This window comes from Amycolatopsis sp. WAC 01375 (assembly GCF_003947325.1).
Lineage (GTDB): Bacteria > Actinomycetota > Actinomycetes > Mycobacteriales > Pseudonocardiaceae > Amycolatopsis.
The window spans coordinates 187,330-206,358 of the sequence record NZ_QHHW01000024.1; the positions used below are offsets into that span (position 1 = coordinate 187,330).

The window sequence follows — 19,029 nt, forward strand, 5'->3', positions numbered from 1 at the left end:
CTTTCCTTACCCCTCAAGTACTGACAGGGGCACCGGAGGGCCGGAGCTCGGCCCGGCCCTCCGGGTCTCACCCCCTGGCTGCCTGGACCCAGGCGGTGACCTCGTCGGCGGTCGAGGGGAAACCGCCGGAGAGCAGGTCGTGCCCCGATCCGGTGACCACGACGTTGTCCTCGATCCGGATGCCGATGCCGCGCAGGTCCGGCGGCACGGTGAGGTCGCCGGCGTGGAAGTACAGACCGGGCTCCACCGCCAGCGCCATCCCCTCGGCGAGGGTGCCCTCCCGGTACGCGGAGGGATGCGCCGCGGCGCAGTCATGGACGTCCAGCCCGAGGAAGTGGCCGGTACCGCAGACGATGTACCGCCGATGCTGCTGCCCGTCCGGCGACAGCGCTTCGTCCACCGACACCGGAAGCAGACCCCAATCGTGCAGGCCCTCCGCGAGCACCCGCAGCGCCGTCGCCTGGAACGCGCCGTAGTCCTGACCGGGCCGGACCTCGCCAAGGGCCGCGACGTGCGCCTTGTGCACGAGGTCGTAAACGTCACGCTGAGCCTTGGTGAACTCGCCACCGACCGGGAAGGTGCGGGTGATGTCGGCCGTGTACAAGGAATCCAGCTCGACTCCGGCGTCGAGCAGCAGGAGGCTGTCGTCGGTCACCCGCCCGTCGCAGCGCGTCCAGTGCAGGATGGGCGCGTGCGGCCCGGCGGCCACGATGGACGTGTATCCGGGGCCGGTGCCCTCGGTGCGGGCACGGCGGTCGAAGGTCCCCTGCAGCCAGCGCTCCCCGCCGCCGCGGACGGCCGCCGGCAGCGCGGCCAGCACGTCGGCGAATCCGAGGGCGGTGGCGTCGACGGCGTCACGCAACTGGCCGATCTCCCACTCGTCCTTGATCCGCCGCAACTCGGCGAGGACGGTCCGGAGCCGATCGCTATGGCCGAAGCCGAACGCGTCGAGCGCGGGATCGACCCCGGCGCCGGTCAGGAAGCTCGGGTACCGCCCGCGCAAACCGTGCGGAAGGTCCTCCAGCGGGCGGCAGTCGATGCCGAGCGCGTCTCCGTATGCCGCCGGCCCGGCGGCGGAGCCGACCCACAGCGGGCTGGTGTCGGCGTCGCCCACGAAATCGGGCTCGTTCGGCTCGGCCGGGCGCGGGACATACAGCGTCGCGTGGTGGCTGTCCCCCGCCGGGGTCATCACCAGGATCGCGCCCTCACGCTGGCAACCGGTGAGCCAGACGAAGTCGCTGTCGGCGCGGAAGCCGTGGAAGGTGTCGTTGGACCGCACCACCGCCCGGCCCGCCGCGAGCGCGATCCGCTGGCCGGGCAGTTCCGCCGACAGCCTGCCGCGATGGGCCGCGGCCGCCTCGGCGGTGCCCGACGGCAGATCGACGGCGGTGTCGGCAGGCTCCCAGCCTTCGCCGATCCAGTTCCGGAACCCCTTGGCGGCCAGCAGCGCGCGCAGATCCGGCCGGGTTCGGTCGCCGGTCATCGGCTCCCCTTTCAGGTAGTCGGAGTCTTGGCCGCACCTTCGCACCGCGAACGGCCCGGCCGTAATGACCGGCGGCGATAGACTCCGCCTATGGCCCTGGAGATCCGGCACCTGCGGGCGATCTGCGCCATCGCCGAAGCGGGCAGCCTCTCGCAGGCGGCCGCCGCGCTCGGCATGTCGCAGCCGTCGCTGACCTCTCTGCTCCAGCGGCTCGAACGGCAGATCGGCGCGCCGCTGTTCGTCCGCAGCCACACCGGCGTGACCCCGACCCCGGTCGGCGAACAGACACTGCGCCGCGCGCTGACCCTGCTCGTGGAGTTCGACCGGTTCGAGAGCGACCTCCTCGGCGCCCTCGGCGAGGGCCCGGTCCGGCTCGGATCGTCCCAAATGGACTGTCTGCCCACCTTCGTCGAGCGGCTGGACGACGCGCTGCCGGGCCTGGACGTGACCGTCCACGTGGAACCTTCCAGTGCCGTGCTGGCACAGGCGCTGGCCCGCGCGACCCTCGACATCGCCGTCATCGCCATGTCGGACGACCAGGAAGTGCCGCTGGCGAAACACCTGGGACACCGGGTGCTGTTCTCGTGGGTGCCCGTCTTCATCGGCCTTCCCGCCCGGCACCGGCTCGCCGACGGCTTCGAAGTCGACCTGGCCGATCTCGCGGACGAAGCGTGGATCGGCCCGCCCGGCCCCGAGGACGGCTCGCTGACGTCCCTGCGCGCGGCGACGCACCGCGCCGGCTTCACGCCGCGGATCCGCTTCGAATGCCCCAACGGCGGCGGGCGGCACCTGATCGCCGCCGGGCAGGCGGTGCAGCTCGTGGAACCCACCGCGCCCGAACTGCCGGGCATGGTCGTCCGGCCGCTGAAGGGCGACCCCATGCGGATGCGGCTGGTGCTGGCGTGGCGCAAGGAACGGCTGACGTGGGACCAGACGGAGAACGTGTACCGCGCGGTGATGACGTCGTACACGCGGCACGCGATGGCGTCGACCCCGTTCCGGACTTGGTGGGAGCGGCGGCGGAGCTCGCAGTCCTGGGACGGGCTGGTGGACTTCTTCCGGGGCGCCGGGATGTAACCAGATCACGCCCAGCCGCGATTGACCCCGTACCGGGCGAACGGAGACGGGGGGATGATGGCGCAACGGCTTTGGCTCGGACTGGCGGTCGTCTACACGTGCACCGCCGTGGTCCAGCTCTACCTTCTCGTCACCACCGGCGCCGTCTGGGCCGGGACACTCACCGCGATCGGCTTCGTGGCGGCACTCCTGTGTGTGCTCGCCTCGTGGAAGGCTTCGAAACAGGAACGGGACGACACCAGGGGAATCGACTCGCGCCGGCCCTAGCGATCGGGATAGGTGGCACCCCAAGGCTCTTCTTCGAGACGGACGCCGTTGGCGACGTACGCGATCGTCCGGTACCAGCCCGCGAGCACGAGCAGCTCCAGGAGTTGCGAGGCCGGGTAGTGCTCGGCGAGCGCGGCCCACGCCTCATCGGAAACCGTTGCCGTGTCGTGGAGTTCGTCGACGGCGCCGATCAGCGCGCGATGCCGCCCGGACCAAGCGGGATGCCCGGCGTCGCCGGAAACGGTGGCTTCGAGCTGATCCGGCGTCAAACCGACCGACGGTGCGTAAATCGCGGCGTGGACACCCCATTCGTAGCGGCATCCGCATCGGGCGGTGACCCGGGCGATGACGATTTCCCGGTCCAGCGCGGGTAATTCCCCGTGCGCGAGCAGGCCCGCGCCCAGGACGCGCATCCGTGAACCCAGTGCCGGATGGTGCTGCAGCACCCGGAACAGCGCCAGCGGATCCTGTGTCACGCCGGGCGGCATCCATTTGCGAAGGGCCTGTTCGACGTCCGCCTCGTAGGGCGGGACGAGTGGTGCGATCCGTGCCATGACCACCTCGTGTGCTTTGACTTTCGAACCACTATGCTGCTTCGAAAGTCGAAGCACAAGGGGATGACATGCCCGATCACCCGACCCCGCGGCCCGGGCAGCCGGTCCGCGGCTCCGAAACCGGCCGCCCGCTCATGGCCGCACTCGATCTGCTGGGGCGCCGGTGGACCCTTCGGGTGATCTGGGAACTGCGCCAGGGAGACGTCGGATTCCGGGAACTTCAGCGGCGCTGCGAACTCATGTCGTCCAGCGTGCTCTCCACGCGGCTCGGCGAGCTCACCGAAGCGCGCATCGTCGAGTCCGGCGAGGAAGGTTACCGCCTGACCCCTTTGGGGGAACGACTCCTCGACGCGTTGCACCCACTGGAAAAATGGGGCCGCGCCTGGGAAAAGGCCTTACGCGAATGATCATGCGCGAAGATGAATCCCACTGTTCACCGCCCGTGGTATTGCCAGATATGGCCGGCGGCGTACGGTGAGAAGTACGTGAGGGTTGAGTCCACCAGCCCGCGAGACCGACCCACATTTCCGCGGCCCAGCACTTTTCCCGGGGCGACGCGGCGGCGAGTCGACTTGCGCAGCTGTTGTGCAGGCTTACCCGTTGTCCGTCTCGTCGTCCCCGGTCATCCGGGAGACCAGCATCATGATCGAACGCGTTCCGTCCACCCGTGGCAGCCGCGACGGCCCGATTCTCCGCGCCGTCATCCGTCCCGGCGTTCCCTCACCGCGACCGTCGGACGAGGACCTGTTGCGGATCCGGCGGATCCGGTGGAGTCAGGACCTGCTCGTCGTCGCCGCGACCGGGGAGGTCGACCTCGCCACGGCCGGAAAACTCGAACGCGCACTGAGCGGCCGCCTCCCCGCGACCACGGTGCTCGACCTCACCGAGGTGGGCTTCCTCGGCGTCGCCGGGTTACGGGTCATCGAGTCCGCCGCGGCGCGCGCCCGGTTCCACCACCGCGCGACCCGGCTCGTCGCCGACACCCGGCCCGTGTTGCGCTTGCTGCAGCTGTTCCGGGTCGACGCCCATATCCCCGTGTACCGGCGCCTCGACGAAGCGATCCGAGAAGTATCGAACCGCTGACCGCCGCGACGCTCAGGATCCGGCGAGCGGCAGAAGCGTCGAGAGGCCGGTCTTCGAAGCCAGCCGCCGGATCGTCGGCGACGGCAGGAAACTCAGGTCGACACCCTGGGTGCCGCACCGGTCGTTGATCCTGACCAGGGCCGCCAGCCCGGTGGAGTCACAGAAGTCCACGCCTTCGAGGTCGACGACGAGCCTGCCGGGCGCCGGCTCCAGCGCCGCCTCGAACGTCTCCTTGAGATCTTCGGAGGTCGTCAGGTCGATCTCGCCCGCCACCGCGATGACGACCTCGGCGCCATCGGGCCTGGTGACGGTCACCGAGAACGGGATCTCCCGGTTGTCGCCGTCTCCGCTCGTCACCGTCATCCACCCCTTATGTCGGAACCCCGCTGTTCTCGAACATATCGGATCGCGAGGCCCTCTCGCGCCGCACTCGTGTCCCGGTCCCGCCGGTGCCTTAATCTGGTCACTGGATCCGGTGGTCGTGGACCGCGGCGGGCGACGAGGAGAAGCTTCGTGATGCCGATCGACGAGCCGGTGCGCGAGACCACCGGCGAGCTGATCCTCGAGGTCGCCGCCGTCCCCGCACAGGCGGCCGCGTTGCGGGATCTTCTGGCGAAGTGGGCACTCGAACGTGGTCTTCCCCGGGAACTGGCCGAGGACCTCAAGCTCACCTCCTACGAGGCGATGACGAACGTCGTCCGGCACGCGTACCCGGACGGCACCGACGCCAACGTCATGACGATCACCGCCGCCCACGAGGACGGCCGGCTCAAGATCACCGTCGCCGACGAAGGGCGCTGGCGCGACGGGCGCCGCCCGGACGGCGGACGCGGCTTGCCGATCATCCGAGCCTTCGCTCCGGAGGCCTCGGTGACGAGTACACCCACCGGGACCATCGTCCGGCTCGCCTGGCCCTGCCCTGCCGTGTGACCGGCCTCAGGCGGGTCCGGCGACGATCCCGTTGACCCAGCTGCCCGGACGCGTGGCGGTGTCCTGACGAAGCACCGGCAGCCCGGACGGCCAGTCCACGCTCACTGCCTCCGTCTGTCCCGGCGGGACGGTCACCAGCTTTGAAGGTGTCCATGAGGCCGAGCCTTGGCTTCCGGCCGAGCCCGGAGTCCGCGACAGCACGGTGACGGTCGCCGTCGCGGTCGAGCCCGGCGGCACCTCGTTACCGGGTTCGCCGTTGTCGACCCGCGGCAAGTGGTACACCGGCCCGTTCGGGTCGGCCGGACCGACCAGGTCGACCTCGGGCACGCCGTGCAGGCCGCAGGCACGCGGCGAGACGTTCTCGAACGTCAACGGAACGTCGTACTGGCCCGTCGCCTCTTCGAGCTGCGTCGGCTCGCCCAAGGACACCGCGAGGTCCGCCGTCGCGCACCGCGGCGTGGCGGCCTCGGCCGGACCGGTCACGGTCAGCGCGGCGATCCCCAGAACGGTCACCGCGGCGGCTTGTTTCACCCGGACGTTCATGACATCTCCTCCCGCTCGACGAGCGAACTCACCGGGAAAGATGCCCACGGAAACCGGGACTATGCCGCTGCTCCGCCGGAACAACCCCGAGGAGTGACACCCGCCTTCAGGACCGCCGGGTCGCGTGCGCGGCCCAGCGGCCGTTGATGCGGTGGACCTCGACGTCGCGTTCGTAACAGGCGGAGAGCCCCTCGCCGGTGAGGACCTCGTCGATCGGCCCCTCCCCGGTGACCTTGCCGCGCCGCACCATCAGGGCGTGCGTGGCCGTCGCCGGAATCTCCTCCAGGTGGTGTGTCACGGTGACCGTGGCCAGTTCCGGCTGGGCGAGCGTCAGGTTCTCCAGCGCCATCAGGAGATCTTCGCGGCCGGGCAGGTCGAGACCGGCGAACGGCTCGTCCAGCAGGAGCAGCAGCGGGTCGGCCATGAGCGCCCTCGCGAGCCGGACCCGGGCACGTTCACCCTGCGAGCACACCCGGACCGGCCGGTCGCGCAATTCGGTGCAGCCGACCAGTTCGAGCAGTTTCGACGCCCTGTCCCGGATCGCGTCGTCGTAGCGATCCCACAGCGGGAGCACGCTTCCGCTGAACCCGGTGAGCACCACGGTGTGCGCGTCGTGGTTCTCCGCGTCCGGCAACCGCTGGTTCGCCCCGACGAAGCCGATGTGCGTCCGCACGTCACGCAGGTCGACCGCGCCCATGCGATGGCCGAGCACGACGGCCGTGCCCGCGCTGGGGAACCGCTGGGTGGAAGCCACCGAGAGGATGGTCGACTTCCCGGCCCCGTTACGGCCGAGGACGACCCAGCGCTGGCCGTAGTCCACCCGCCAGTCGACGTCCGACACCAGCGGCACGCGGCCGACGTGCACCTCGACCCCGGAAAGCTCCACCGCCGGTCCGTCGAGGTTCGGCTGCACGAAGACGGGTTTGGTCACGCGGTTCATGATCGCAGGGCGCGCGGCCCGCACCCGCCCGGGGTCCGATCATCGGATGATGTCGTAGACCAGCTTCTGGACGCCGTTGGAGTACGCCTCGCTCTCGACGAGCTTGAGGTTCTGCTTGTCCTTGTCGCTGTCGCTGAAGAGCTTCTTGCCCGCGCCGAGCAGCACCGGGAACAGCAGCAGGTGGTAGCGGTCGATCAGCCCGGCGTCGGCGAGGTCCCGGTTCAGTTCCGCGCTGCCGTGGAGGATGATCGGCCCGCCCTCGGCCTCCTTGAGCTTCGCGACGTCGTCGAGCGAGCGGAGGATCGTGGTCTCGCCCCAGTTGCCGACGAGGTCCTCCTCCCGCAGCGTGGTCGAAACGACGTACTTCGGCATCGCGTTGTAGCCGGCGAATTCCTCCATCATGGTGGGCCACACCGGCGCGAACGCCTGGTAACTGACCCGGCCCATCATCATCGCCGTGGCCTCTTCCTGTTCACGGCCCTTGAGCTCGTACGCCGCTTCGTCGAACTCGATGCCGTCGAAGGTCCAGCCGGAGTTGCGGTAGCCCGGCTCCCCGCCGGGCCCCTCGACGACGCCGTCGAGCGAGACGAACGCGGTGGCGATCAGGGTGCGCATCTGGTTTCTCCTTGGTCGTTCCGAACTGCTTTCGACACTGCGTCGACCGGGGAACGACGGATTCGACACCGGGCCGAAAAGTTTTCAGGCTTCGGCGTCGCGGACCAGGAGGGCGATCTGGACCCGGTTCTCGACGCCGAGTTTCGCGAGCATGCTGCTGGTGTGGGCCTTCACCGTCGCGACGGTGATGTCCAACCGCCGCGCGACGTCGGTGTTGGACAGCCCCTCGGCGATGGCACTCGCGGTCTCGCGTTCGCGGTCGGTCAGCGTGGCCAGCAGCCCGCGGGCGGTCTCGCGGGACGCCCGGCGCGCGTCGGACGAATGCGGCCCGGTGGCCGCGGCGATCAGTCGGGCCGTGGCGGCGGGCGAGAGCGCGGGTTCGCCGGTCGCGACCGTCCGGATCGCGGCGAGTATCCGCGGCGGCGGGGTGTCCTTGAGGACGAACCCGAGCGCGCCGACGCGCAGCGCGCCCAGCACCATCTCGTCCGAGTCGAAGGTGGTCAGCACCAGGACCCGGGGCGGCTCCTGGCGGCGGAGGATCTCCTCGGTCGCGCTCAGCCCGTCGCGACCGGGCATCCGGACGTCCATCAGGACGACGTCGGGCCGCTGCTCCCCCACCACGGTGATCGCGGCGTCGCCGTCGGCGGCCTCGCCGACCACGACGAGGTCGGGTTCGCCGTCGACGATGAGCCGCAGCGCCATCCGCACCAGGTGTTCGTCGTCGACGAGCACGACCCGCACCCGCTCGCTGTCCATTCACTCGCTCCCTTCGCGGACCGGCCACGGCAATCGCGCGGTGAGGACGAATCCGCCGCCCGGCTCCGGGTGGTGGTCCAGTTCGCCGCCTGCCAGCCCGACCCGTTCGGAGAGGCCGAGCAGGCCGTATCCCGACGCGGGCGGGCCCGCGATCGCCCGCGCCGCACCGGAATCCCGGACCGTCGCCCGCAGGCCGCCGCCCGCTTCCCCCTCGACGGTGACGCCCACTTCGGCACCCGGCGCGTGTTTGCCCGCGTTGGTCAGCCCTTCCTGCACGATCCGGTAGACGGTCCTCGCGACCGAGCCGGGCGGTTCGCCCGACGTCGTGACCGTCAAGGTGACGTCCAGTCCCAGCGCCCGCGCGTCCGCGACGAGCGACGGCAGGTCGGCGAGCGAAGGCTGCGGTGGCTCCAGTTCGTCCGGGCTCGCCCGCAGCACGCCGAGGACGTCGCGCAGTTCCTCCAGCGCCTGATGGGAGCCGTCGGCGATCCCGCGAGCCAGTTCCGCGACCTGGTCGGCGGGCAGATCGGGGCGGTGCCCCAGCACCCCGGCCTGCATGGCGACCAGCGAGACCCGGTGGGCGAGGACGTCGTGCATCTCGCGGGCGATCCGGTGCCGCTCCATGATCCGTGCCTCGGCCGCCCGCGCGGCCTGCTCTCGCTCCGCGCTTTCGACCCGTTCCCGCAGGGAGCGCACCTCCTCCCGGCGCGCCCCGATCGCGGCGCCCACGGCCACCACGATGCCCACTAGCAAGGCGGGGAGGCTGATCAGCAGCCACAACGGTCCCGGTACCTCCCGCTGGGGGTAGAGACCGACCGTCAGCACCGCGGTGACCACGGACAACACCGCCGCCACCGCCGTTTCGGCCGGTCGCCGCCGGGTGGCCAGCGAGCAGAGCGCCAGCAACGCCGCGCCGGCCGCCAGTACCGAGACCGTCGAGGCGAGGATGACCGCGGTCGTGATCACGACCGGGAAGCGGCGGCGCCACAGCAGGGCGATCAGGCAGGCGAGTGCGATCAGCGGATCACCGGTGGTCAGCCAGTCCACCCTCGGACCCGTCGCACCCACCGGCAGTTGCGACGCCGTGACGAGCCAGAGCAGCACGCCCAGCGCGGCCGCGGCGAGCAGGCGCCATGCCTGCCCCCACGGACGGACGGGCGGCTGGGCGTCGGTGATCACCGGCCCATCATGGTCGACCCGTCCGCGGCGGCGCAGCCGGACACAGGACGATCCTGGCCCCGACCTCGGTCGGGACCGGACTCGACTTTGGTCGGACGCGAAGCGCGACGCGCTGCCGATGTGCTCCCGGATCCGCGACGGCGATGCTGGGTCCGACCGCGAAACAGGAGGTAGGAAGCATGACCAAGGGCGGCTATCTGGGGCTGCAAATAGTCGGGATGGTGGCCGTCGCCGTCTTCGCGCAGGCCGCCATCCGCAGCCTTTTCGATCACTCCGCGACCCAGTTGTGGGGCGCGTTCGACTGGGTACCCGGTGAATGGGGCGGAAGATTGCTCGTGTTCCTGCTGCTCGTGGCAGCCGGAACGGTGCTGGCGGGCTGGGCGCACGACCGCGGCAAACAAGCGTCCCGCTAGGGGGACGCTTCTCCGCTAGGATCCGCAGCCGGGCGATTCCGTCTACATCGGACGGAATCGCGGGGCTGGTCGATCGCGGGAGAGTGCATGGCGGACGGAGTCGGCTCGCTTTCGGGGTGGCCCGCCGATCCCACCGAAGTGACCAGCTACGTGGGTCGTGACGCCGAGACCGGCGAGGCGCGGCGCCTGCTGGAGACGTCGTCGCTGGTCACGCTGACCGGGCCGGGCGGTGTCGGCAAGACCAGGCTGGCGTGGCGGGTCGCCGCGGCCCACAAGGAAGCGACCGCCGACGAGGTCGCCTTCGTTTCGCTCGCCGAGCTGCGGGAACCCGCGTTGCTGGTGCCGACCGTGGCGAATGTCCTCGGCTTCGGCGACCGCTCGGCGAAACCGGCCATCGAAGTGGTCGTCGAGGCGCTTCAGGCGAGCCGGTTGCTGCTGGTGCTGGACAACTGTGAGCATCTGGTCGACAGCTGCGCCTGGTTCGCCGACACCGTGGTCCGGTCCTGCCCTCAGGTGACCGTGCTGGCCACGAGCAGGCAATCCCTCGGGGTGGCGGGCGAACGGGTCCTGCCGGTGCCGCCGCTGGCGATCCCGGAACAGGGCGACTCCTTCGAGCGCGTGATGAACGACGAGTCCGTGCGGCTGTTCGTGGACCGCGCGACCGCGGTCGCGCCGTCGTTCCGGCTCACCGAGGAGGACACCGAGCCGCTGATCCGGCTGTGCCGCAGGCTCGACGGGCTGCCGCTGGCCATCGAACTGGCCGCCGTCCGCGCGCGGGCGTTGTCCCTGCGTCAGCTTGCCGATCGGCTGGACCGGCAGTTTTCCGTGCTCACCAAGGACCGGCGGGGGCGGCCGGAGCGGCACGAGACCATGCGTGCCCTGATCGACTGGAGCCACGACCTGTGCACCGGGCCGGAACGCCTGCTGTGGGCGCGCGCGTCGGTGTTCTCCGGCAGCTTCGACCTCGACGCGGCCGAGCAGGTCTGTTCCGGCGGCGAACTGCCGCGCGAACGGGTCCTCGAAGTCGTCGACGGTCTGCTCGACAAGTCCATCCTGCTGCGCGAGGAGTACCCCGGCGGCGTGCGGTACCGCATGCTGGAATCGGTGCGCGAGTACGGCGTCGACAGGCTCACCGAGACGGGCGGGACGGCGGAGTTCCGGAAACGGCACCGTGATTGGTTCGCCGAACTCGCCTGCCGGTACGCCACCGAATGGCTGGAGACCGATCAGCTCGGCTGGATCGGACGGCTCCGGCGCGAGCACGCGAACCTGCGCGTCGCCCTCGACTACTGCACCGGCGATCCGGAGGACGCGGTCGTCGGGCTGCGGATGTTGCGTGACGTCAAGGAGTTCTGGATCGTCCGCGGGCTGAACACCGAGGGCCGGATGTGGGTCCGCCGTCTCGACGAGGTCGCGGCACCGGGTGTCCCGGAGCGGGCGCACGGGCTCTGGCTGTCCGGTTTCCTCGCGGTGGTGCAGGGAGATATGCCTGCCCATCGGTGCATGCTGGACAGGGCGGCCGCCGAAGCCGAGGCGAGCGGCGACGAACTCGCGGCCGCATACGTGCTCCACGTACGCGCCTACGCCGCGCTGATCGGCGACGACATGTCCGAGGCCGCCCGTCTGTTCGGCACGGCCATCGAGCTTTTCCGAGCACACGGCGACGAAGGCGCGGACCTGTGGGCGAGCTACAACCACGGGCTGGCCGTCTGGCTGAACGGCGACATCGACCGCGGCCGGGCAGTGCTCGCCGAAGCCGTCGAACGCTGCGAACGGCGGGGCGAGGTCTTCTGGCGGGGCTGGGCCCTGTGGTCGCGCGCCGCCGCCGAATACCTCCAAGGTGACCTCGCCGTGGCGAGCCGGTGCTGCGAACAGGTCCTCCGCCTGCACGAGCGAGTGGACGACCGCGTCGTCGTCGGGTTCACGCTCACCGTCATGGCAGGCTGCGCGGCCCGCACCGGCCGCCCCGACCGGGCCGCGCTCCTCCAGGGCGCCTCGATGAACGTCTGGCGCACGGTCGGCGCCTGGCCGACCCGGTACGCCGCGTTCTCCGAGCCGCTACAGACCGACACCGAGGTCGTGACGGCGGCGCTGGGCTGGGAGGTCGCCATCAAGGAGTTCGCCGACGGCGCCGCTATGCCGATCGGCGACGCGATCGCGTACGCCCTCGATGAACGGACCCCCGAGCCGCGGAAACCCGCCGCGCAGGTGCTCACCAAACGCGAGACCGAGATCGCGCACGTGATCGCCGAAGGGTTGACGAACCAGGAGATCGCCGACCGGCTCGGCATCGCGCGGCGCACGGTGGACACCCACATCGACCACATCCTCACCAAACTCGGCTACTCCAACCGCGTTCAGGTCGCCACCTGGGTGACCCGGTCGGCAGGCCCCGCGTGAGCTTCACGCCGCCCTGATCGGGGTGGTCGTCCCTGCCGGTTCGGGCGTGAGCAGCTCCACGCGCAAGGCGATCCGCAGGTCCAGCCGGGTCTGAGGGTCGTCGAGCCGGGAGCCGAACAGGACCCGGAGGCGGCGCAGGCGATTGCGGACCGTCTGCGGGTGGACGCCGAGGTTCTCCGCGATCTCGGGTGCCCCGCCGCGGGCGGCGAGCATGGCGTCGAGGGTTTCGGCGAGTTTGGTGCGTTCGTTCGCGGGCAGATCGGCGATCGGCGCCAGGCTGCGCGTGACGAGCGCGGAGGTGAGCACCTCGTCGGCGAACAGCCAGTGCGTGGTCAGGTGATCCGACCAGCGCACGAGGGGGCCGTCCTCGATCACCTCGCGGCGGACCAGTTCCAGCGTCCGACGGGCCCAGCGCAGGGACACCGCGGCTTCGGCGGGCGCCACCCCGGGCCCGACCCCCCCCCGCGCCCCCGCCAGTACACCGCTGATCTCGACGTCGTCGGGCACGAGCAGATGCGGGTATTCGCCCCCGAGATCGGCCAGCACCTCCGGGCCGAACGAGGCGCGCACCGCGCCGGGCTCGGCGGCGACGGCCACCACCCTGGCGGGCGGCACCCAGCCCGCCTCGGCCGCGAGACCCGCCCACTTCGCGGGCGGGCGGCCGCTCAAGAGCTCCTTCAGCAATTCTTGGCGCAACTCGGCCACCGAAGGCGTGTGCGCGGCGCGGTAGGCCGCGGTCGACAACCGGATCAGGACGTCGGCGCACCGGAGCAGGGCCTCCACCCCGCTGTCCATCACGGACGAGCCCGCCCCGGGCTGCCTCGACAACGACGCCAGCACGGGCAGCGCTGCCCGGCCCGCCGAGTGGTACGCCCGGGAGAGCCGCTCCAGATCCTTGCCCGCCGCGTACTCGGCGACGCCGACCTGCCGGAAGGCGTCCGCACCGGCGGCGATGCCCAGCGCGGAGTTCATCCGGTCGTGCTCCAGCACGGAGGCGACGAACTCCGTGGCGCGCGCGTCGAACAGCGACGCGTGCTCGGGCAGCGAATGCCGGATCCCGTCGACGACCACGCGGGCGATCACGAGGGCGGCGGAACGGGCTGGGGCAAGGGACGCGGTCAGGGTCATCATCGACCTCCGGAGCAGCGGGAATCGTCGGGGCGCCGAGTCTGCTACTCCGGAGTAGCGGGGCACATCGGGTGAATTACGTACTCGCGCCCATCCGGCCTACGCATCACCCGTTCGTGGTGGTCACCGGGTGCGTGAGCGCGGCACATGGCCTTCCCCACTCGCCCCTTCGCTGTAGCTGGTGATGCTCCCGGCACCAAACCGGCGATCACACGTGACCGAGTGGACGACACGTGTGACCGCCATCCGCGCACCGGGCAAGTCTCACTCGCAAACGGCTCCGTGCGCCGCGCTGCGGACGACCTTGGCGTACTTGCCGAGCACTCCGCGCGTGTACGCCGGAGGCTTGGGCACCCAGCCCTCCCGGCGGGCCTCGATGTCGTCGATCTCGACCTCGAGCGTCCGGTTCGCGACGTCGAGCGTGATCGGGTCGCCGTCGCGCACGAACGCGATCGGCCCGGCGTCGACGGCTTCCGGCGCGATGTGGCCGACGCAGAGGCCGGTCGTGCCGCCGCTGAACCGGCCGTCGGTGATGAGCAGGACGTCCTTGCCCAGCCCGGCGCCCTTGATCGCGCCGGTGATGGCGAGCATCTCGCGCATCCCCGGCCCGCCCTTCGGGCCTTCGTACCGGATGACCACGACGTCCCCGGCGACGATGCGGCCCTCGGCGAGCGCGTCGAGGGCGGCGCGTTCGCCGTCGAACACCCGCGCGGTGCCGGTGAACGTCGATTCGTCGAAGCCCGCCGACTTCACGACAGCGCCTTCGGGCGCCAGCGATCCCTTGAGGATGGTCAGTCCGCCGGTCTTATGGATCGGGCGGTCGAGCGGGCGGATGATCTCGCCGTCGATCCCGGCGGGCGCGATGCCTTCGAGGTTCTCGGCCATGGTCTTGCCGGTCACGGTGAGCACGTCGCCGTGCATGAGCCCGGCGTCGAGCAGCGCCTTCATCACCACGGGGATGCCGCCGACCTTGTCGACGTCGTTCATCACGTACTTCCCGAACGGCTTGAGGTCGCCGAGGTGCGGGACCTTGTCGCCGATGCGGTTGAAGTCGTCGATGCGCAGGTCGACCTCCGCCTCACGCGCGATCGCGAGCAGGTGGAGGACGGCGTTGGTGGAACCACCCAGCGCCATCACGACGGCGATCGCGTTCTCGAACGCCTCCATGGTCATGACCTGCCGCGCGGTGATGCCCTGGCGGAGCATCCCGACGACGGCCTCCCCCGACCGGTGGGCGAACCCGTCACGGCGCCGGTCGACGGCGGGCGGGGCGGCCGATCCGGGCAGCGACATGCCGAGTGCCTCGGCCACCGACGCCATCGTGTTGGCGGTGTACATGCCGCCGCAGGCGCCTTCGCCGGGGCAGATCGCGCGTTCGATCTTGTCCACTTCGGCGCGGGTGATCTTGCCCGCCAGGCAGGCGCCGACGGCCTCGAAGGCGTCGATGATCGTGACGTCCCGGCCGTCGACCTGGCCGGGCATGATCGAGCCGGCGTAGAGGAAGACGGAGGCGAGGTCGAGCCGGGCCGCGGCCATGAGCATGCCCGGCAGCGATTTGTCGCAGCCGGCCAGCAGCACGGAGCCGTCGAGCCGCTCGGCCATCATCACCGTCTCGACCGAGTCGGCGATCACCTCGCGGGACACCAGCGAGAAGTGCATTCCCTCGTGTCCCATGGAGATCCCGTCGGACACCGAGATCGTGCCGAACTCCAGCGGGTAGCCACCCGCCGCGTGCACACCGTTCTTGACGGCCTTGGCCAGCCGGTCGAGCGAGAGGTTGCACGGGGTGATCTCGTTCCACGAGGACGCCACCCCGATCTGCGGTTTGGCGAAGTCGTCGTCGCCCATGCCGACCGCGCGGAGCATCCCGCGAGCAGCCGCGCGCTCCAGACCGTCGGTCACATCGCGCGAACGAGGTTTCAAATCCGGCTGGTCTTGCGGCATCGGAACACCTTTCTTCGTGGCGGGACACCGGGCACGCTGCCAACCGGACGCGCCCGGCGCAACTCACCGCTCCGCATCCGGTCCACGATGCGGCGCTCCCCGGTGCAGCGCCACCCGGTCGCCCGGTTTCCATCGTGGCCGTCGTGTACGGCCAGCACGTCGCGGTCGGTCTCGTCGTAGATCTCACCGACGATCTCTTCCAGCAGATCCTCCAGCGTGACCATGCCCGCGACGGCGCCGCTCGGCCTTGAAACTCCGCAGCGCGTCCGACACCCGCAGTGAATCGGGGAACAGCACCGTCGGTCTGACGGCCCCGGCGAGGTCTTCGTGGTCGCCGAGCAGGTCGCGCAGCTGCACCACACCGACGACGTCGTGGGAAGCGGGTCCGCAGATGTCGGAGCGGCTCGCTACTGACACGTCGTTCCGATACCTTCGAAGGACCTGCACGGACGGAGTCCTGATGTTCACACTCAAGACCGCTCCCGCACGGACCTTGCGGCGCCGGGCTGAGGAGATCGCCAAACCGGTGACCCGCTGGAGCATCGGCCACGCGCTCCCCCGCGTCGCGCTGCGGGCAGCGGCACGCCGGGGCGATCTCCAGGGCAGGCTGTCGGTCGAGGCGAGCGGCGGAGCGGACCTGACAGGACTGTTCGACGAGATCCGCTCGCGCGGCGCAATCGCCACCACCCGGGTCGGGCATGTGACCACCCGGCATTGGGCGTGCAAGGAAATCCTGAGCGACGACGCGTTCAAAACCGTGCGGTTCGTCCCGGACAATCCGCTGCTCAACCGGCTCGTCGCCTGGTCTTCGTCCGGGTTGATCCATCCGATAGAACCGCCGTCGCTGCTCGCGAGCGAACCGCCCGACCACACGCGCTACCGGAAACTGGTCACCCGCGTCTTCACCGCCCGCGCCGTCGAGCAGCTACGGCATCGCACGCAGGCGATCACCGACGAACTGCTCGACGGTCTCGACCCGGCCGACCCCGTCGATCTCATCGAGCAGTACTGCGGACTCCTGCCGGTCACCGTGATCAGCCAGATCCTCGGCGTCCCGCTCGAAGAACGGGACAAGGTGCTGGCGCTGGGCGGTGCCGCGGCCCCGAGTCTCGACCTCGGCCTCCCGTGGCGAACCTTCCGGACAGTGGAAGCGACCTTGGCCGAGTTCGACTCGTGGCTCACCCTGCATCTGGAGAAGCTGCGGGCGAATCCCGGCGACAACCTGCTCAGCAAGCTCATCGCCGCCCGCGAGGACGGGGTGGGCCTGACCGAGCGGGAACTCAAGGCCACCGCGGGACTGGTGCTGGCGGCCGGCTTCGAAACGACCGTCAACCTCCTCGGCAACGGCATCGCCCTGCTCACCAGGAATCCGGGCGAACTCGCGAAGCTGCGGGCGGATCCGGACCTGTGGAGCAACGCCGTCGACGAGATCCTGCGCTACGACCCGCCCGTCCTGCTCACCGGCAGGCTCTGCGCGCGCGACACCGAGATCGGCGGGACACGCGTCGCCCGCGGGGCGATCGTCAGCACCGTGCTCGCGGGCGCCAACCGGGACCCGGAGATCTTCGACGACCCGGCGACCTTCGACGTCGAGCGGGCGAACGCGCGCGACCACGTGTCGTTCGGCGCCGGGCGGCATTACTGTCTCGGCGCTTCGCTGGCGAGGATGGAAGGGGAAATCGGGCTGCGGTCGATCTTCGAGCGCTTCCCCGATCTGCGGCTTCTCGGTGGGGCACGGCGGCGGCAGACCCGGATCCTGCGCGGATTCGAAACGCTCCCCGCCGCGCTCGCGTGACGGGCTCGTGAGCGGTAAAGACGGTTCTATTGAGGGGTAAGGCAAATGTGGCGCGGGCTGCCGAAGGTCCGGAGGCTCGCCAACCGTCCACAGGGGACGCGAACCACTCGACCGGCCCTGAGCACCTGGCATCGACCCTCAAGGCAGGAAACCAGGCCTTACCCCCTCATACCACTCAAGAGAGGGAGGGCCGCCTCACCCGCCGAACCTGCCGCATGATCCGTCCCGGCCTGAGTACGACTACGACATGGCGCCGTACCGGTTCGAGCGCAAGCGGTCATTCGACGCGCTCGACCGGCACAACCGCGGGCAAGCGGGCATTTTTACCGAACCGGAGCCGGAAACCGGCCAGTAACCTCACGCCGGTGAAGACGGACCGCCGAGGCAAGGAAGCGCCGGAACTGCCTGTCCTCACCGTTATCGGGTGCCTGCTGGGGTTCCTCATGACCGTGCTGGTGCTGATCGGCCCGGGGCTGCTCTGGATCAGCACTCACTTCGAACCCGAGGACGACGACCGCCTGGTGGTCGTCGCCATGGGCCTGGTGTTCACGATCGGCGGGCTGGGCACCGTCACTTCGCACCTCTGGCAGAACGCCAAAGCCCGTGAGGTCCACCGCGGGCTCGACCGGAAAGGTGTCCGCGCGAACGCCGAAGTCGTTTCCAGCAAGCGGATCTGGGTCGACGAGGTGAGCACTCCCGCCGATGACGTCGACCTCGTGGTCACCGGTCCCGGTGTGACTCCGTTCAGTGCGCGAGTGCTCACCGAGGACGTCGGCCGCTACGAAACGGGCACGGTGGTACCCGTCGACGTCGACCCGAGGACCCTCCTGTTCCGCCTCGCCGACTGACCTCGCGGGGTCATTGCCCGGCAGCATCGTATCGCTTATCGTATATGAAATTCACCCCCCGATGCTGCGAGGTGACCTCGTGACCACCGCCACCGCCGACCCGACGACCACCACGGTCGCGCGAGATTTCACCGATTTCCGCACGGTGGTGTCGCAATCCTTCGTGCCGCTGCACGTGACGAGCGAGCACCGCGACCATTTCCGCGGCCGCATCCGCTCGTGCGGCGCCGACGACGTCCAGCTCACCGAGGTGACCGCGTCGGCACACGTGGTCGAGCGGACGCCGGAGCTCATCGCCAGGGCCGACAGGCATTACTACAAGCTGAGCCTGATCCTGTCCGGGACCGGGCTGCTTGTGCAGGACAACCGCGAGGCGATGCTGCGCCCCGGTGACGTGGCGTTGTACGACACGCACCGGCCGTACACCCTGGCGTTCGAAGAGGATTTCCGCACGCTCGTGGTGATGTTCCCGCAGCGGCTCATCGATCTCCCCCGCGATCTGGTCGGCCAGCTGACCGCGGTGCCGATGTCGGGCAAACGAGGCATGGGCAACGTCGTCGTGCCCTTCCTCGCGCAACTCGGCAGCAACCTCGACCAGCTCGGCGGACCGGCGGGTGTCCGGCTCGCGCATACGGCGGTCGATCTGCTCGCCACGCTGTTCGCCAGCGAACTCGACCTCGCCCGCTCGACCGCCGGGCCACACCACGAACTGATGCGCCGCGTCCTCGCCTACATCGACACGAACCTCTCCTCCACCGACCTCGGCCCGGCCCAGATCGCCGCCGAGCACTACATCTCCACCCGGCATCTGCACGGCCTCTTCCACGAACAGGGGACGACCGTCTCAAGCTGGATCCGCACCCGTCGCCTCGAACACTGCCGCCGCGAATTGCTGGATCCCGTGCACACTTCGCGACCCGTCGCGGCCATCGCGGCGAAGTGGGGTTTCGTCGACGCGCCGCATTTCAGCCGGGTGTTCAAGACGGAATTCGGCTGCTCGCCGAGCGAACTTCGCCGTGGCTTGACCGTGAGCGATCGGTTGTTGCCACCCAGCGCGTGACAGCTGGCCCTTCC

Annotated in this window: 21 protein-coding genes; 10 read left to right on the forward strand and 11 right to left on the reverse strand. The window is 70.2% G+C overall.

Going from position 1 to position 19,029, the window contains the following annotated elements; genetic code table 11:
• Positions 1–67: 67 nt before the first annotated feature.
• Positions 68–1,483, reverse strand: coding sequence for an aminopeptidase P family protein (locus tag DL991_RS12955; RefSeq protein ID WP_125784327.1), 1,416 nt, complete (start codon positions 1,481–1,483; stop codon positions 68–70).
• Between the two features lie 90 nt (positions 1,484–1,573).
• On the opposite strand from DL991_RS12955, the gene DL991_RS12960 reads away from it, so the two are divergent.
• Entirely contained in the window at positions 1,574–2,560 is a 987-nt protein-coding gene (locus tag DL991_RS12960; RefSeq protein ID WP_125784329.1) for a LysR family transcriptional regulator, read from the forward strand.
• A 57-nt stretch (positions 2,561–2,617) separates the two neighbouring features.
• A complete protein-coding gene (locus tag DL991_RS12965) occupies positions 2,618–2,827 on the forward strand; it encodes a hypothetical protein (protein ID WP_233598818.1) in 210 nt (69 codons plus the stop codon).
• On the opposite strand, the gene DL991_RS12970 is transcribed toward DL991_RS12965, so the two are convergent.
• On the reverse strand, positions 2,824–3,381 hold the full coding sequence (locus tag DL991_RS12970; protein ID WP_125784333.1) for a carboxymuconolactone decarboxylase family protein: 558 nt from the start codon (positions 3,379–3,381) through the stop codon (positions 2,824–2,826). The two genes, DL991_RS12965 and DL991_RS12970, sit on opposite strands and share 4 nt — an antisense overlap.
• 68 nt (positions 3,382–3,449) lie before the next feature.
• Between DL991_RS12970 and DL991_RS12975 the strand changes: the two genes are divergently transcribed.
• The gene (locus DL991_RS12975) at positions 3,450–3,788 is read left to right on the forward strand and encodes a helix-turn-helix domain-containing protein (RefSeq protein WP_125784335.1); all 339 of its coding nucleotides are present in this window, start codon (positions 3,450–3,452) and stop codon (positions 3,786–3,788) included.
• 193 nt (positions 3,789–3,981) lie between these two features.
• A complete protein-coding gene (locus DL991_RS12980) occupies positions 3,982–4,464 on the forward strand; it encodes an STAS domain-containing protein (protein ID WP_233598820.1) in 483 nt (160 codons plus the stop codon).
• A gap of 12 nt (positions 4,465–4,476) precedes the next feature.
• Here DL991_RS12980 and DL991_RS12985 read toward each other — a convergent pair whose 3' ends face one another.
• The gene (locus DL991_RS12985; RefSeq protein ID WP_125784337.1) at positions 4,477–4,827 is read right to left on the reverse strand and encodes an STAS domain-containing protein; all 351 of its coding nucleotides are present in this window, start codon (positions 4,825–4,827) and stop codon (positions 4,477–4,479) included.
• 153 nt (positions 4,828–4,980) lie between these two features.
• On the opposite strand from DL991_RS12985, the gene DL991_RS12990 reads away from it, so the two are divergent.
• The gene (locus DL991_RS12990) at positions 4,981–5,394 is read left to right on the forward strand and encodes an ATP-binding protein (RefSeq protein ID WP_125784339.1); all 414 of its coding nucleotides are present in this window, start codon (positions 4,981–4,983) and stop codon (positions 5,392–5,394) included.
• A gap of 6 nt (positions 5,395–5,400) precedes the next feature.
• Here the strand turns inward: DL991_RS12990 and DL991_RS12995 are convergent, their stop codons facing one another.
• The 5 genes from DL991_RS12995 to DL991_RS13015 all read right to left on the reverse strand — a co-directional run bounded on the left by DL991_RS12995 (position 5,401) and on the right by DL991_RS13015 (position 9,427).
• Positions 5,401–5,937 (reverse strand): DUF4232 domain-containing protein, encoded by a 537-nt coding sequence (locus DL991_RS12995; protein ID WP_125784341.1) that lies wholly within the window; start codon positions 5,935–5,937, stop codon positions 5,401–5,403.
• A gap of 106 nt (positions 5,938–6,043) precedes the next feature.
• Complete coding sequence (locus tag DL991_RS13000) at positions 6,044–6,877, reverse strand: ABC transporter ATP-binding protein (protein WP_125784343.1); 834 nt, start codon at positions 6,875–6,877, stop codon at positions 6,044–6,046.
• A 39-nt stretch (positions 6,878–6,916) separates the two neighbouring features.
• Positions 6,917–7,492 carry a dihydrofolate reductase family protein gene (locus DL991_RS13005; protein ID WP_125784345.1) on the reverse strand — a complete coding sequence of 192 codons (576 nt, stop codon included), beginning with the start codon at positions 7,490–7,492 and terminating at the stop codon, positions 6,917–6,919.
• An 84-nt stretch (positions 7,493–7,576) separates the two neighbouring features.
• Positions 7,577–8,248, reverse strand: a complete 672-nt coding sequence (locus tag DL991_RS13010; protein WP_125784347.1) for a response regulator transcription factor — start codon at positions 8,246–8,248, stop codon at positions 7,577–7,579.
• Complete coding sequence (locus tag DL991_RS13015) at positions 8,249–9,427, reverse strand: sensor histidine kinase (protein WP_125784349.1); 1,179 nt, start codon at positions 9,425–9,427, stop codon at positions 8,249–8,251.
• A 179-nt stretch (positions 9,428–9,606) separates the two neighbouring features.
• On the opposite strand from DL991_RS13015, the gene DL991_RS13020 reads away from it, so the two are divergent.
• Both DL991_RS13020 and DL991_RS13025 read left to right on the forward strand, forming a co-directional pair.
• Positions 9,607–9,840 carry a hypothetical protein gene (locus DL991_RS13020; RefSeq protein WP_125784350.1) on the forward strand — a complete coding sequence of 78 codons (234 nt, stop codon included), beginning with the start codon at positions 9,607–9,609 and terminating at the stop codon, positions 9,838–9,840.
• 87 nt (positions 9,841–9,927) lie between these two features.
• On the forward strand, positions 9,928–12,240 hold the full coding sequence (locus DL991_RS13025) for a LuxR C-terminal-related transcriptional regulator (RefSeq protein WP_125784352.1): 2,313 nt from the start codon (positions 9,928–9,930) through the stop codon (positions 12,238–12,240).
• A 3-nt stretch (positions 12,241–12,243) separates the two neighbouring features.
• On the opposite strand, the gene DL991_RS13030 is transcribed toward DL991_RS13025, so the two are convergent.
• The 3 genes from DL991_RS13030 to DL991_RS43975 all read right to left on the reverse strand — a co-directional run bounded on the left by DL991_RS13030 (position 12,244) and on the right by DL991_RS43975 (position 15,536).
• On the reverse strand, positions 12,244–13,368 hold the full coding sequence (locus DL991_RS13030; protein ID WP_233598821.1) for a helix-turn-helix domain-containing protein: 1,125 nt from the start codon (positions 13,366–13,368) through the stop codon (positions 12,244–12,246).
• Between the two features lie 264 nt (positions 13,369–13,632).
• Positions 13,633–15,312, reverse strand: a complete 1,680-nt coding sequence (gene ilvD / locus DL991_RS13035) for a dihydroxy-acid dehydratase (RefSeq protein ID WP_125784355.1) — start codon at positions 15,310–15,312, stop codon at positions 13,633–13,635.
• Entirely contained in the window at positions 15,288–15,536 is a 249-nt protein-coding gene (locus DL991_RS43975) for a hypothetical protein (RefSeq protein WP_370306177.1), read from the reverse strand. Before DL991_RS43975 ends, ilvD begins: the two co-directional genes overlap by 25 nt.
• Before the next feature lie 236 nt (positions 15,537–15,772).
• On the opposite strand from DL991_RS43975, the gene DL991_RS13045 reads away from it, so the two are divergent.
• The 3 genes from DL991_RS13045 to DL991_RS13055 all read left to right on the forward strand — a co-directional run bounded on the left by DL991_RS13045 (position 15,773) and on the right by DL991_RS13055 (position 19,015).
• A complete protein-coding gene (locus DL991_RS13045; RefSeq protein WP_125784357.1) occupies positions 15,773–17,107 on the forward strand; it encodes a cytochrome P450 in 1,335 nt (444 codons plus the stop codon).
• A 365-nt stretch (positions 17,108–17,472) separates the two neighbouring features.
• Positions 17,473–17,955: a hypothetical protein gene (locus DL991_RS13050; protein WP_125784359.1), complete on the forward strand. Its 483-nt coding sequence runs from the start codon at positions 17,473–17,475 to the stop codon at positions 17,953–17,955.
• Between the two features lie 79 nt (positions 17,956–18,034).
• Positions 18,035–19,015: a helix-turn-helix domain-containing protein gene (locus DL991_RS13055; RefSeq protein WP_233598822.1), complete on the forward strand. Its 981-nt coding sequence runs from the start codon at positions 18,035–18,037 to the stop codon at positions 19,013–19,015.
• Positions 19,016–19,029: the final 14 nt, after the last annotated feature.